Source organism: Streptomyces marianii (assembly GCF_005795905.1).
Lineage (GTDB): Bacteria > Actinomycetota > Actinomycetes > Streptomycetales > Streptomycetaceae > Streptomyces > Streptomyces marianii.
The window spans coordinates 557,857-571,827 of record NZ_VAWE01000001.1; the positions used below are offsets into that span (position 1 = coordinate 557,857).

The 13,971-nt window shown below is 73.6% G+C and carries 12 protein-coding genes; 3 read left to right on the forward strand and 9 right to left on the reverse strand.

Annotated features, from left to right (window positions below; translation table 11 throughout):
- The first annotated feature begins 217 nt into the window (after positions 1-217).
- Entirely contained in the window at positions 218-1,051 is an 834-nt protein-coding gene (locus FEF34_RS02515; protein ID WP_138051664.1) for a hypothetical protein, read from the forward strand.
- A gap of 129 nt (positions 1,052-1,180) precedes the next feature.
- Here the strand turns inward: FEF34_RS02515 and FEF34_RS02520 are convergent, their stop codons facing one another.
- On the reverse strand, positions 1,181-1,936 hold the full coding sequence (locus FEF34_RS02520) for a PIG-L deacetylase family protein (protein WP_138051665.1): 756 nt from the start codon (positions 1,934-1,936) through the stop codon (positions 1,181-1,183).
- 114 nt (positions 1,937-2,050) lie between these two features.
- A complete protein-coding gene (locus tag FEF34_RS02525; RefSeq protein WP_138051666.1) occupies positions 2,051-3,349 on the reverse strand; it encodes an alpha/beta fold hydrolase in 1,299 nt (432 codons plus the stop codon).
- 438 nt (positions 3,350-3,787) lie between these two features.
- Between FEF34_RS02525 and FEF34_RS02530 the strand changes: the two genes are divergently transcribed.
- A complete protein-coding gene (locus tag FEF34_RS02530) occupies positions 3,788-4,951 on the forward strand; it encodes a betaine/proline/choline family ABC transporter ATP-binding protein (RefSeq protein WP_138051667.1) in 1,164 nt (387 codons plus the stop codon).
- A 75-nt stretch (positions 4,952-5,026) separates the two neighbouring features.
- Here FEF34_RS02530 and FEF34_RS02535 read toward each other — a convergent pair whose 3' ends face one another.
- The 5 genes from FEF34_RS02535 to FEF34_RS02560 all read right to left on the reverse strand — a co-directional run bounded on the left by FEF34_RS02535 (position 5,027) and on the right by FEF34_RS02560 (position 9,039).
- Entirely contained in the window at positions 5,027-5,974 is a 948-nt protein-coding gene (locus FEF34_RS02535; protein ID WP_138051668.1) for an ABC transporter substrate-binding protein, read from the reverse strand.
- Positions 5,971-6,645, reverse strand: coding sequence for an ABC transporter permease (locus FEF34_RS02540; RefSeq protein ID WP_138057236.1), 675 nt, complete (start codon positions 6,643-6,645; stop codon positions 5,971-5,973). Before FEF34_RS02540 ends, FEF34_RS02535 begins: the two co-directional genes overlap by 4 nt.
- On the reverse strand, positions 6,642-7,331 hold the full coding sequence (locus tag FEF34_RS02545; RefSeq protein ID WP_138051669.1) for an ABC transporter permease: 690 nt from the start codon (positions 7,329-7,331) through the stop codon (positions 6,642-6,644). Before FEF34_RS02545 ends, FEF34_RS02540 begins: the two co-directional genes overlap by 4 nt.
- Positions 7,332-8,199: 868 nt before the next feature.
- Positions 8,200-8,616 carry a DUF7144 family membrane protein gene (locus FEF34_RS02555; protein ID WP_138051671.1) on the reverse strand — a complete coding sequence of 139 codons (417 nt, stop codon included), beginning with the start codon at positions 8,614-8,616 and terminating at the stop codon, positions 8,200-8,202.
- Positions 8,617-8,631: 15 nt separating this feature from the next.
- On the reverse strand, positions 8,632-9,039 hold the full coding sequence (locus tag FEF34_RS02560) for an SHOCT domain-containing protein (protein WP_138051672.1): 408 nt from the start codon (positions 9,037-9,039) through the stop codon (positions 8,632-8,634).
- Positions 9,040-9,243: 204 nt separating this feature from the next.
- On the opposite strand from FEF34_RS02560, the gene FEF34_RS02565 reads away from it, so the two are divergent.
- A complete protein-coding gene (locus FEF34_RS02565; RefSeq protein WP_234042229.1) occupies positions 9,244-10,551 on the forward strand; it encodes a cation:proton antiporter domain-containing protein in 1,308 nt (435 codons plus the stop codon).
- A gap of 185 nt (positions 10,552-10,736) precedes the next feature.
- Here the strand turns inward: FEF34_RS02565 and FEF34_RS02570 are convergent, their stop codons facing one another.
- The gene (locus tag FEF34_RS02570) at positions 10,737-10,934 is read right to left on the reverse strand and encodes a hypothetical protein (RefSeq protein ID WP_138051673.1); all 198 of its coding nucleotides are present in this window, start codon (positions 10,932-10,934) and stop codon (positions 10,737-10,739) included.
- 117 nt (positions 10,935-11,051) lie between these two features.
- Entirely contained in the window at positions 11,052-13,793 is a 2,742-nt protein-coding gene (locus FEF34_RS02575; protein ID WP_138051674.1) for a LuxR C-terminal-related transcriptional regulator, read from the reverse strand.
- Between the last annotated feature and the right edge of the window lie 178 nt (positions 13,794-13,971).

The window sequence follows — 13,971 nt, forward strand, 5'->3', positions numbered from 1 at the left end:
CGTTCCCGGCCGGACCACTCCCCGCTCCCGGCCCTTCCACTGCGCCGCGCCCCACGACCGCCACGCTCCGCCGGGAGCCCCGCCGCACGGCGGCGACCGTCCGCGCCTCCGCCCGTCCCCCGCCCCACGGCCGCACGCCCCGCCCGTGCGGCCCCGTCGCGGGACGGCGGGCGCGGGAGCACGCTGGAAAGGAGGCCGTCTCCCGGAGGACGTGTCCATGAACGCCATCACTGACACCGAGGCGGGGCGCCGTCTCGCCGCGTTCTTCGACAACCCCGTCGTCGGGATGCTCCCGTGGATCATGTTCTCGGTCCTGGCCGGCCCCGGCCGGTTCGAGTTCGCCGTGGGGGTCTCCCTGGCGATCGCCGTCTTCGTCCTCGTCGTGGACCGGCTGAGACGCCCCGGCGCCTCGGTCAAGATCCTCGAGGTCGCCGACGTCGTCTTCTTCGCGGCCCTCACGATCGTCGGCCTCTTCGCCTCGGTGGGAACGCTGCGCTGGCTGGAGACGTACTCCGGGGAGCTCTCCAACTTCGCCCTGGTGGCCATCGCCTTCGGCTCGATCGCGGTCCGCGAGCCCTTCACCGTGCAGTACGCCCGCGAACGGGTGGACCGCTCGCTGTGGAACACCCGCGGCTTCCTGCACACCAACTACGTGATCACCGCCGTGTGGGGGCTCGCGTTCCTGGTGGCGGCGGTGGCGGGGCTCATCGGTGACCTCGTGCTACGCCAACCGGACAACGTCTGGACCAACTGGGTCATCCAGATCGGGGCGATCATCGTCGCCCTGCGCTTCACCGAGTGGTACCCACCGGTCGTACGGGAGCGCATCCACGGCGGCAGGCCGTCCCGCGGCGGCCCGACGTCCGTGGGCTCCCTGTTCATGCCCTTCGCCGGCTATCTGGTGCCCGTGGGGATCGTCGTGCTGGCCCTCGGCTCCGGGCCGGCCTGGCTGGGCATCGCCCTGATCGTCCTCGGAGCCCTGCTCGTACGGGCGTTCAGGCTCGACGCGAACGGCGAGCGGGCCACGGAACCGCGCCACGACACCGAGTGAGCGCTGCGGCGGGAACCGCCCGGCACCCACGGCCGCCTCATCGCGAGACGGTGTGCCCGGTCGCCGGGGTGCGGCGACGCCCTCCCGGCGGGAGCCCGCCGAAGACCCGCCCGCCCGGGGCCCGGGCCGCTACCGGCCGAAGAGTTCGAAGGCCACCGCCGGCACCCCGCCGAACCGGGGGGCCACCGCCTGGGCGCTGCCCACCAGGAACTCCCGGCAGTACGCCTCCGGGTCCTCGTCCGTCAGAACCTCGATGTAACTGCGGTGTTGCAGCAGCGACCGCACCGAGCGCTCGAGCCCGGCCGTGGCGTCCACGGCGTGGGTCGGGGTCGACGAGCCGGCGATCGCCACCCATCGGACGCCGCTCCAGGGCTGCAGGCCCTGCTCGGTGAGGAGTTCGGGGAAGATCCAGCGGTTGCCCGCGTCACCGGCGGCGTCCAGCACGGCCCGGCCCACGGCACGATGGTCCGGCGAGTTCCAGGCTCCGCCGACGGCCGGGCCCCAGGTGTCGCGGTGGTTGAGGGTGACGACCAGCTCGGGGCGGTGCCGACGGATCGCGGCCGCGATGTCGCGGCGCAGCGCCGTGCCGTACTCGATGACGCCGTCCCGGTGGTCGAGGAACTCGACGGCGCTCACACCGACGACCGCGGCGCTCGCCCGCTGCTCCCGCTCGCGCAGCGGCCCGCACTCGGCGGGGTCGACGGTGTCGATCCCGGCCTCGCCCCGGGTGGCGAGGAGGTACGTCACCTCCTTGCCCGCGTCGGTCCAGCCGGCGACGGCCGCGGCGCAGCCGTACTCGAGGTCGTCCGGGTGGGCGACGACGGCGAGTGCCCGCTGCCAGTCGTCCGGTACCGGTACGAGCTGAGGTTCGGTCAGTTCGGTCATACGGGCAGCGTATCCGCAGTGGTCGCGCGTCCCGGAGTGGTTTCCGGGCAACGGTGGGGGTCGTGCCGCCGCCGTGCCCGCCCCGCCCGCCGGCGCCGGGGCACGGCACTCTCGTCACACCTCGTCGCGGACCAGGGCGAGCAGCCGGTCGAGCACACGGGAGCCGGACGCCCGCACGCCGTCGTGTTCGTACTCGTCGGTGACCCACGTGCGCAGTCCGCGGATGGCGCGGGCGGTCGCGAGGGAGTGGGCGGTGTCGACGTACATGTCGTCGTGGTAGACGGCCGCGGCCACCGGGACCTCGTTGGCCGCGAGGCGCTCGGTGTCGTACAGCGCGGGCCAGTCGGTGCGGGCGGCCAGGATCTCGGCGGCGTCGCGAAGGGGCCGCAGGGCGGGGTCGGTCTCGAAGTGCCAGGGGTGGACGGACTCGCCGGTGAAGAGCAGCGGTCCGTCCCCGGCCAGCGCCTTCTCCGCGTCGAACTGCGGGAACTCGGCGCGCACCCGCTCGGCCGCCCAGGCCGTGGGGGCCTGGCCCTGGGCGTAGATGGCCTCGTGCAGGACGGCGTACAGCGGATGGGCCGCGTACGACAGCGCGGCGAGGACGCCCTGCTGGAAGGCGTCGGAGAGTTCGTCGCCGCGGGCCGTGCGGACGAAGGCGTTCTCCAGCAGGTAGTGGAGCTGGTGGCTGCCGTCGCCGGTGCCGAGCTGGATTCCCAGCGACTGGAACGCCTCGGTGGTGAGCAGGTAACCGCCGGGCAGGACGGTCCGCCGGGCGGCGAGGTGCTCGGCGATGCGCCGGGCCCGCTCGACGTCCTGCGGGTAGCGGGCGTAGTGGGCGTCGTTCTTGCGCTGGATACGGGGGTACGCGGCGCGGTAGACGTCCTCGGCCCGGGCGTCCAGCGAGGGCAGGCCGCCGGTGATCAGGACGGCCTTCAGCCCTTCCGGTGCGGTCGAGAGGTAGTGGGTGGCGCAGAATCCGCCGAAACTCTGGCCGAGGACGGTCCAGCGCGCCCCGCCGGTCAGCCGTGCGCGGACCGCTTCGCAGTCGCGGACGATGCTGTCCGCCCGGAAGTGCGAGAGGTAGCGGGCCTGCTCCTCGGGGCCGCCGCACAGCGGCAGCGTCTGCCGGTTGGCGGGCGAGGACAGTCCGGTGCCGCGCTGGTCGAGGAGGAGCACGCGGAACTCCTGCACCGCGCGTGCCAGCCAGGCCTGCTTGCCGGGGAAGCGCCGCGCCCCGAAGCCTGGTCCGCCCTCCAGGTACACCAACCAGGGCAGGTCCGCTCCCGCCCGGCCGCTGGAGACGACCTCACGGCCGTAGAGGGCTATCTGCTCCCCCGAGGGGTCGGCGTGGTCGAGGGGAACGGTGAAGTGGCGGTCCGTGAGGACGAGGCCCGGCTGCCGGTAGCTGGTCACTGCGCGCTCCTGCCGTGTGGTCGCTGATGGTGCGTTCCCCGCCCGCCCAGTGCATCACACGGCCGGGCGGGGGTCGCACCGAGGATCGGCCGGCCGGGCCGCGAGGCCGGGGAGGATTGGAAGGAATGTCTACTGATCGAGGGGGCGGCACCGACCAGACCCCGCAAGGTCGGGGAGGGAGACGCTGTTCCGCATCGCCGACCACCCCGAGTGGGCCGCCCGCTTCGGCCGCGGCCCGTGTGCGCACCGCGCGCGGCGCGCCTTAGGGCTGTCCCGTAAGCCCCAGCGGGCGCACGACGACAGCTGCGGCACCTCGCTGCGTTGCCGGATCGCCCGAATACGCCCAGTATGAGGACGACCCTCCGCCTTGCGATGCACCGCATCCGACGCCGCGCGCTGATCCACCGGTGATGACGGGACAGCCCTTAGCGTGGACGCATGATCCGGTTCGAGGAGGTCGGCAAGGTCTATCCGGACGGGACGGCCGCCGTCGACGGGCTGTCCTTCGAGGTCGCCGAGGGCGAACTGGTCACGCTCGTCGGCCCGTCGGGTTGCGGCAAGACCACCACGATGATGATGGTCAACCGGCTGATCGAACCCACGTCCGGGCGGATCCTGGTGGGCGGCGAGGACATCTCCCGGGTCGACCCGGTCCGGCTGCGCCGCCGGATCGGCTACGTCATCCAGCAGGTCGGCCTCTTCCCGCACCGGACGGTCCTCGACAACACCGCGACCGTGCCGTCGCTGCTGGGCTGGAAGAGGCGCCGGGCCCGGGCCCGGGCCGCCGAACTCCTCGATCTGGTGGGCCTCGACCCGAAGACCTTCGGAGACCGCTACCCCGAGCAGCTCTCGGGTGGTCAGCGCCAGCGGGTCGGGGTTGCCCGGGCGCTGGCGGCGGACCCTCCCGTGCTGCTGATGGACGAGCCTTTCGGCGCAGTCGACCCGGTGGTGCGGGAGCGGCTGCAGAACGAGTTCCTGAACCTCCAGGCGACGGTCCGCAAGACCGTGCTGCTCGTCACCCACGACATCGAGGAGGCGGTGCGGATGGGCGATCGCATCGCCGTGTACGGGCAGGGGCGCATCGAGCAGTTCGACACGCCGGGCGCGGTGCTCGGCACGCCCGCGACCGACTACGTGGCCCGGTTCGTGGGCGCGGACCGGGGGCTGAAGCGGCTCTCGGTGACCGGGATCGAGGAGGACGGCCTGGAGCAGCCGCCGATCGCGCGCCTGGACGAGCCGGCCGATGCCGCGGCGGGCCGGCTGCGGGCGGCGGACGCTCGCTGGGCTGTCGTGCTCAACGCCGGGGGCGATCTGCACGGCTGGGTGTCCGCCGAGTCCCTGGCCCGGGCAGGTGGCCGAGGCACGGTCGGCGATCTGGCGCGCCGGATGGAGGCGTGGGTGCCGCTGGGGGCACCGCTGAAGCAGGCGTTCAGCGAGATGCTGCAGCACGACGCGGGATGGGTGGCGGTGGTGGACGGAACCCGTTTCGTGGGGGTGCTGACTCCGGCGAAGCTCCACGAGGCACTGCGCCGTTCGGTGGACGCCGAAGCCCGGGGAGTGGCCAGGGACCAGGTGGACTTCGACTCGGTGGCGGACGCCTGAGCCACTCCGGGGGTGTCCGTCCCGGCCGGCGGGGAGCGGCCTTCCGCGCCGCCCGGAAGAGGGGTGGGGCGCGGCTCACTGCGGGAGAAGGCCCTTGGACCGCAGGTACTGCCGGGCGACGTCCTCGGGCAGCCGGCGCCAGCTGTCCACCTGCTCGTTGAGCCGGGCGAGGTCCTCCGTGGTCAGGACCTCGTTCAGCTCGTCGAGCGCCTTGTCGACGCCGGGGCCGCCGGCGCGCGCCCGGTTGACGACGGGCACGATGTGGTCCGCGTTCTGGAGGTGCTTGTCGTCCTTGAGGATCACCAGGCCGAAGTCGTCGAGGGTGGCGTCCGTGGTGGTGGTCAGGACCATCTGGTCCTGGCCCGACTGGACGGCCTGTTTGGCCTGGGTGGTGCCGACGCCCTTGGGGTCGATGCCGCTGATGCGGATGCCGTACGTCCTCTCCAGCCCGGGCGCGCAGTACGGCCGCCGCACGCACTCGTCCCCGGCGGCGAGGCGCACGGGGATCCCGGATCTTCCGAGGTCGCTGAGGGTTCGGAGGTCGTGGGCGCGGGCGAACTCCTCGGTGACGGCGAAGGCGTTCTGGTCGACGGCGCGTCCCGGGTCGAGGACCTTCAGCCCGCGCGCGTCGGCCAGCGGGCGCAGCGCGCTCATGGTGGCGTCGAGGTCGGGCGAGCCGACGGCCGGCGCATCGGGGCCGTGGGCCCTGGCACCCAGCCAGTCGGCGAAGGTGGCGGCGTACTCGGGGACCACGTCGATCTGGCCGCTCTCCAGGGCGGGTTCGTAGATCTCCCGGTTGGTGACGGAGATGATCTTCGTCTGGTAGCCGGCGTGCTCGAGCAGCAGGGAGTACATCTGCGCCAGCAGGTCGCTCTCGGTGAAGCCGGCGGATCCGATCGTCAGATGCCTGCTGTCCCCGGGCGGGGCCGTCACCTGTCCGCGGTCCTCCAGGGACGGGCCCGTGGTGCAGGCGGCCGCCAGGGCCAGCAGGGACGTGCCGAGGTGCAAGGGGAGCCGCCTCATGACGACCGCCGCCCGGTCCAGTCCGGTGCGGACCGTTCCACGGCGACGAAGACCCCTTCCACCACCAGGGCGAGGGCGGCGACGAGAACCGCACCGGCGACCACCTGCGGGGTGGAGGCGAGATTGAAGCCCGCCGTGATGATGCGGCCCAGCCCGCCGCCGCCCGCCAGCGCCGCGACGGTCGCGGTGGCCACGAGCTGGACGGCCGCGATCCGTACGCCGGTGAGGACCAGCGGCGTCGCGAGCGGGAGTTCGACCCGGAACAGGGTCTGGCTGCCCGTCATGCCCATCCCCCGCGCGGCACGTACGACGTCCCGGTCGACACCGCGCATGCCGACGTAGGCGTTCGTCAGCAGCGGCGGCACGGCGAACAGCACCAGCGCGACGATGGTGGGCCAGTCGCCCCATGTGCCGATCGGGCTGAGCAGCAGCAGGACGAGGACCGCGAAGGTCGGCACGGCCCGGCCCACGTTGGAGATGTTGACGGCGAGTGCGCCGCCCTTGCCGAGGTGGCCCAGGACGAGGGCGACGGGCAGCGCGATCGCGCAGCTGATCACCAGACACACCGAGGTGAGGTAGAGGTGCTGGCCGAGCCGGCGCCACACACCGTTCTGGCCCGACCAGTTGGCGGCGCTGGTCAGCCAGTCCCAGGTCTGTGCGAGCGTGTTCACGCGGCGGTCCGCCGCGCGGGTCGCATCCACGGCGTGAGCATCCGCTGGACGCCCAGCAGGACGAGGTCGGCGGCCACGGCGATGAGTACGCAGAGCACCGAGGCCGTGAGCACCTGGGCCTTGAAGTAGGTGTTCATCCCCGAGTAGATGAGGTTTCCCAGCCCGCCGAAACCGACGATCGCGCCGATGGTGACCAGCGAGACGGCGGACACGGTCGCGATCCGCAGCCCGGCCATCGCGGCGGGCAGGGCCAGCGGCAGTTCGACGGCGAGAAGCTGCCGCGTCGGGCCGTAGCCCATGCCGCGTGCGGCCTGCCGGGTCTCCGCGGGGACGGAGCGGAGCCCCGCGAGGACGTTGCGGACCAGGAGGGTGAGGGAGTACAGCACGAGCCCTGCGACGACCAGTGACGCGGACAGCCCGTACACCGGGAGCAGCAGCGAGAACATCGCCAGGGACGGGATCGTGTAGAGGATCGTCGTCACCCCGAGCACGGGACCGACGGCCCAGCGCCACCGCCGGGCCGCGACGGCCAGCGGCACGGCGAGGAGCAGCGCCAGCGCCACGGAGGCGAACGTCAGCTGGAGGTGCTGGAGAGTGGCGTCCCAGAGGATCTCGCGGCGGGTGGAGAGATAGGCGCCGCAGACCCACTCGTTGCGTGCGAGGCAGTCGTCGGGAGTGGCCGTCACCCGTCCATTGCAGCCCGGGGACCCGGCTCGCGCGCGCTGTGCACAGCTGTCCGAGTGCGCGGCGGTGCTGCCGGGACGGCCACCGGTCCGGAGCGTGGGACCCCGCCCGTCCTCCGGGCGGACGGCGCCGGGGCGCGGACGCACCGGACGCACTGCCCGGCGGCGTCCCCGGACGGCGGGGCCGGGGTGACGACGTCGCCGGAGACGCAGGAGGACCGGACCGCGGCCGGTGCCGAGGCCGGCCCGGCCCGGCCCGGCCTAGTGCCGCGTCAGGCAAGGTTTGCCCGACAAGGAGCGGCGTCGGGTGCGGTGGATCGCAAGGCGCCGGGTCGACCTCGTAGTGGGCCTACTCGGTTGACTCGGCAACGCCGCGAGTCGCCGTGCCGGGCGCCGCGACGGGGCGAACGTTGCCTGACGCGGCACTAGCTAGGGCGTGTTGCGAATGTAGCTCCGTCCGCCCGCAGGGCGGGGCCTGCGGCGTCTGGTGCATGGGGTCTCCCCCGGGCCCTACGGGCCGAGGGGGTGGGGACTCCCCCCGGACCCTCCGGCCGAGGGAGTGGGGACTCCCCCCAGGCCCTCCGGCCGAGGGAGTGGGGACTCCCCCCGAGCCCTCCGGCCGAGGGGGTGGGGTCTCCCCAGGCCCTCCGGGCCGAGGGGAAGATCGCAAGGCGGAGGATCACCCTCGTACCGGACGTACTCGGATGACTCCGACAACGCGGCGAGCGTGCGTGCCAGGCGTCGCGGGCCAGGAGGGACTTTCGCCACACGCCCTAGCCGGCCGACGCCTGGGCCGCGCGGTCACGGGTGGCGGACTCACCGCGGGCGGGACCGCGGGCCCGCCCGAGGGCCCGCGGTCCCGCCCGGCGCGTCAGATCTTCTCCTCCTGCGACCGTCCCACGCACAGGGCCCAGATGATCGCGATGTAGAGGGCGATCGCGACCAGGGACCACAGCGGGTAGTACGGCAGGGAGAGGAAGTTGACGACCAGCAGCACTCCCGCGAGGGCGATGCCGAGGATCCGCGCCCACAGAGCGCCCTTGAAGAGGGCGAATCCGGCCGCGATGGCTACGATCCCGAAGATCAGATGCAGCCAGCCCCATGCGGTGAGGTCGAATCGGAAGACGTAGCCGGGCGTCGCCACGAAGACGTCGTCGTTCGCGATGCCCATGATTCCGCGGAAGAAATCGAGGAATCCGGCGATGATCAGGACCACTCCCGCGAACATCGTCAGGCCTCCGGCCCAGGCGAAGTAGCTCTTGGAGTGTCCGGTGGTCGGTTGGGTCATGATGTCCCCTCGTCCTCAACTCAGGAGCTTGTCCTTGGCTCGCTGGAACTCCTCCTCGCTCAGGTCACCCTTGGCCTTGAGCTCGGAGAGCCGGGCAAGCTCGTCCCCCGGGCCGGCACCCTTGGCGGTCTGCCGGATGTACGCGTTGAAGGCTTCCTGCTGCTCCTGCGCGTGCGTGATCTCGCGCTTGCCCATGTCCTTGCCGCGGACGATCACGTAGACCAGCACGCCGAGGAACGGAATCAGCAGCATGAAGATCAACCAGGCCGCCTTGGCCCAGCCGCTCATCTCGTGGTCACGGAAGATGTCCACGAAGACACGGAAGAGCAGCACCAGCCACACGACCCAGAGGAAGATCCACATCACGGTCCAGAACGCGCCCAGAACCGGATAGTCGTAAGCGAGGTAGACCGTGTCGTCCATCTCCGTCCTCCTGCCGTTCCCGTCGGACCTCGGGTGTCCGCTCGCCGTCAGTGTGGGGCGGCGGGCGAGCGGTTCCCTCACCCCGCACGGGTGAATCGGCGGCCCGGCAGGACCGCGCGGGGTGGCGGCCGCGCACCGTGTCGGTGCGTGGGCGGGACGGCCCCGTACCCGACGATGAACCGGTCCGTGTTGCCTGGTGACCGGGTGGGTGATGAGCGCGTGAGCGGCGGGAACGCCTTGACCGGGGTGGCCGTGGCGGTGGTCACCGCGGGGTATGCGCTGGTGTCGCGGCGCATCGCCGCCACCGCCGTCACCGCGCCCCTGTTCTTCACCGCCTGCGGTGTGCTCATCGGCCCCGCCGGACTCGGCCTCTTCGGCCTCGAGCACAGCGCGGGCCCGGTTCTGGTCCTGGTCGAAACGGCACTGGCGCTGGTCCTGTTCACCGACGCGATGAGCCTGCGCGGACGCCAGCTGCACCAAGGCCGCTTCCTGCCCGTGCGGCTGCTGGCGATCGGACTCCCGCTGACGATCGCGGCGGGCTGGCTGCTCGCCTGGCCGCTGCTGCCCGGGCCGACCGTGTGGGAACTGGCGCTGATCGCCACGATCCTCGCGCCCACCGACGCGGCGGTGTGCCGTACCGCCCTCTCCTCACCCCGGGTGCCGCCGCTGGTGCGCAGCGGTCTCAACGCGGAGTGCGGCGTCGGTGACGGCATCGTCCTCCCGGTCTTCGTCCTGCTGCTCGCGGCCCTGCCCGGCGCCGCCGAGGAGGACCACGTGGGTGTCTTCTGGCGCTCGCTGGTGCTCAGCGCGGCGCTCGGGGTCGCCTGCGGCGTCGCGGCGGGCCTGCTGCTGGGGCGGGCCCGTGCCGCCGGGTGGGTGAGCGGGGAGGGGAACCAGCTGATGATCCTGGCCACCGTCCTGGCGTCCTTCGCGCTCGCGCGGCTCGTCGACGGCAGCGGCTTCATCGCCGTCTGGGCGGCGGGTATCGCGTTCGCCGTACTGGTGCGCCGCGGCGGACCGGCGGACGACTCCCCGGACGGGGCGCGGAGCCGGAGATTCGCCGGGGGCCACGAGTTCACCGAGAACGTGGCCGCGCTGCTGGCGGCGATGAGCTTCCTGGTGTTCGGTGCCGTGCTGCTGGGGCCGGCGCTGGAGTACCTGGACTGGCGGACCGTCGTGTACGCGCTGCTCAGCCTCACGGTGGTGCGGATGGTGCCGGTCGCGCTCGCCCTGGCCGGCACCGGGCTGCGGCCGCCGACCGTGGCGTATGTGGGCTGGTTCGGGCCGCGGGGACTGGCGTCGCTGGTCCTGGCGCTGCTGGTGGTGAAGGAGTACGGCGCCGCGGCTGCCCTGCCCGGCCGGGTCGTGGCCGTCACCGTGGGGCTGAGCGTGCTGGCGCACGGGGTGACGTCGATCCTGCTGAGCGAGCGGTACGGATCCTGGTACGAGAAGGCGTCGCGACGCGATCCGGAGCTGCGGGAACGCGTGTCCGACGGCGAGCGGGGCGGTTGACGGTCCGGGCGCGGCGTCGCCCCCTGCGGGGGCCGGGCGGCGTCGGGCCCGCGCCGGGCACGGCAGGCGGCGGCCCGCGCGGAGCGGGCATCCCCCTGCGGGGGCCGGGCGGCGTACGCGGACCGGGCCGGGCGCATCCGGCCGAACACCGCCCGGAGCCGCGTCCCACGGGCCGTGCGGCGGTCTCAGTCGGGCAGCAGGCGCAGCTCCACCACGCGGAGGCCGAGGTCCTGGAAGCGTACGAGCAGCCCGTACAGATGTGCCTCGTCGGTGACGGGCCCGTACAGGACGGTCTCCTCAGGCACCGTCACTTCGTCGAGCTCGGGAAAAGCACCGGCGACGGCCGGTGACAGATGACCGGAGATGCGGAACTCGTATCGCATGCGAGCACTTCCCCGTGCGCTGAGGGCTCTTGCCGCATGGTCCCGCCGCGCGCGTCCTGACCGCATCACCCGGGCGAGGTGACCCGGCGCGCGAACTGGCCGCCCGACCGTGCGGCCTCAGAGCAGTCCGGCGTCCCTGGCGCGGCGTACCGCCTCGCTGCGGCGGGACACCGACAGCTTGCGGTAGACGCTCTTCAGATGCGTCTTGACGGTGTTGACGGACAGGAACAGCTCGGCGGCGATCTCGTCCGTCGACATCATCTCGGCGGCGCAGCGCAGGACGTCGCACTCCCGGGGACTGAGCTGCTCGACGAGCAGTGGAGCCCCGGCGGCCGAGTCCCCGGAACCCGATCCGCCGCCACCGGCCCTCTGCTCCGTCTCTCCGGACCGGCCCGTCAACCAGGCCCGCGCGTCGGCCAGTCCGGGAGCGCGGGCGAGGACGTGCCGCAGCCACGGGCCGGACTCCGTGAACGGGGCGCGAAGTCCGTGCGTCCGCGCGGTGCGCACGGCGCCGGCGACGAGCGTCGCCGCTCTCGCGGTGTCCCCCTCGACCGCCGCCAGCTGGGCCTCGAGCAGCTGCGCACGGACCCGGACCGCCGGGGGGACACAGTCGCCTGCGGGGAGCCCGGCGAGCAGCCGGCGCGCCTGTCCGCCGTCCCCGGCCGCGAGATGGGCGGCGGCCGACGCGGCGGTGAGGGCGGGGACGCCCGGAGGTGCCTCCTCCAGTGCGGCGAGCGCGGCCGCCGCGTCACCGCGCACCAGGTGGACGGAGCAGCGAGCCACGGCGATCCGGCCCGCCGCCGCTCCCCCGGCGACGGCGGGACCGTCGGCGGAGACGGGTGCGTCGTCGAGCGCCGACAGTGCCGCCGCCGCGCGCCCGTGGGCGAGTTCGAGGCGGGAGCGCAGCACCGCGGCCTCGGCGGCGGCCGGTACGTCACGGACGGGCGCGTGGGTGCGGGCGGCGGCGAGATACCGGCCGGCAGCCGTGAGGTCGCCGCGGTCGGCGGCGACCGAGGCGAGCGCGAGATGGCAGCGTGCCGTGCGGCGGTCGACGGGAATGCCGTGCTCCTCCGCGGCCTTGAGTCCGTCCCGGGCGTGTGCCTCGGCCTCTCGCAGCAGTCCGTCGGCGGCCTCGGCGAGGGCCAGCGCGCCGAGGCAGTGGTAGCGGACCGTCCAGGTGTGCTCGTCCGTGGCCGCGGCGAGTGCGGCGGCGAACGCCTCACGGGCCTCGGACCGGTGCCCGGTGGCCAGCAGGGCGCGGCCGCGGCCGTACCGCCGGAGTACCTCGATCTCCGGGTGCCGGGCGAGCACGTCGGGGTCCACCCGGTCCATCAGCGTCCGCACCTCGCGGTCGGGGTCCGGCGTGCCGTGGTCCGGGCCGGTCTCCTCCGCGGCCCGCTCGGCGTCGTCGCCGTCCCCGACCGAGGCGGGCGCCCGGAGGTTCGCGGTGCCGGTGTCCGCGCCGGTGAGAAGCAGCAGCAGAGCCCGGGTGAGCAGGCTCTCGGGTGTGTCGTCGCCGTGGGGACGGACCCCCGCGAGGTGTTTGCGGCCGGCGGCGGCGTCACCGCGGGCCAGTGCGCAGACGGCCGCGGTGAGGGCGGGCGCGGTGCCGGGCAGTCCGTCCGGCATCCCACTGAACAACCGTTCGAGACGGTGGCTGTCCGGTCCGGTGAGGAGGCGCCCGGCGGCGAGCCTGTCGACGAGGAGACCGGCGGCGTAGGGCCAGTCGTCCGCCGCTGCCGCGTGCTCGATCGCGTCGGTCACCCTGTCGTGTCCGTCGAGCCATCGTGCGGCCTCTCGGTGCAGGGGCCCGCCGAGGGCCGGGCTGCGGCTGCGCAGATGGGCCCGGAGCACTTCGGCGAACAGCGGGTGGCAGCGGTACCAGGAGGTGTCGCCGATCGGCTCGACGAAGGCGTTGTCGCGGACGAGCCTGCCGAGGATGTGCTCGCCGTCGTCCCGTCCGGTGAGGGCGTCGGCCAGTCCCGGGTGGACGTGGGAGAGGATGCTGGTCCGGATGAGCAGGTCCTGGGTCGCCGCGGGCTGGGCTGCCAGGACCTCGGCCGTCAGATAGTCGGCGACGGCGTTCTGCGAGGCGGCGAAGGACTGGGCGAAGTGCTCGGCGTCCTCCGCGCTTTGCATGGCCAGGGCGCACAGCCGCAGCCCGGCGGCCCAGCCCTGGGTGCGGTCGGTGAGGGCGCCGACGCTCTCCTGGGAGGGCGTGAGCCCGTGGCAGCGCAGCAGTTGCGCCGTCTCGCGCGGGGTGAAGGCCAGTTCGGACCGGCGGATCTCGCAGACCCGGGCCTCGGCGCGGTAGCGGTGGAGGGGCAGCGCGGGATCGACCCGCCCGATGAGGACCAGCCGCAGGGACGGCCCGGCATGGGCGAGGAGGAAGTCCAGCTCGGTGGAGACGCCGTGGACGCCCGCGTGTTCCAGGCCGTCGAGGACGAGCACGACCGGTTGGGGCAACTGGGTGAGGGCGGAGGCGAGCCGGACGATCAGCGAGTGGTCGACGTTGTCGGCGCTCGACGGGCTGCCGACACCGTCGGGCAGTGGCACCCGGTGGTAGCGGAAGGCGCCGAGCACGTAGGCCCAGAACACGCCCGGCGCGTTGTCGTCGCTCTCCACGGTGAGCCAGACGACCGGGCCGGGGGCGAGGTCGGCCTCGCGCCAGGAGGCGGCGAGGGTGGTCTTGCCCGCGCCGGCGGGGCCCGTGATCACGGTGAGGGGGCCCTGGGCGCCCTCGGTGAGCCGGTCCAGGAGACGCTGCCGGGCCACGAAGGCAGGCGGTACGGCGGGTACCGCGAACTTCGCGGCCAGCAGCGGGTCGCCGCTGGGGTGCAGTTGGGCGTCCTCGGCCATGGGTTCCACCGCCGTGCCGTCCGTTCGTCAGCCAGCCCTCATGATCCCAGCGGCCTTCCATGATCGCCAACGGCGGCGTCGGTGCCGCACTGAACGTGTCCCGCGGCCTGCGACCGGCCGGCGAGGCGGCAGGGGCCCGGGAGGAGGGGGACCTCGCGGCGCACGGACCCGGCGCGGA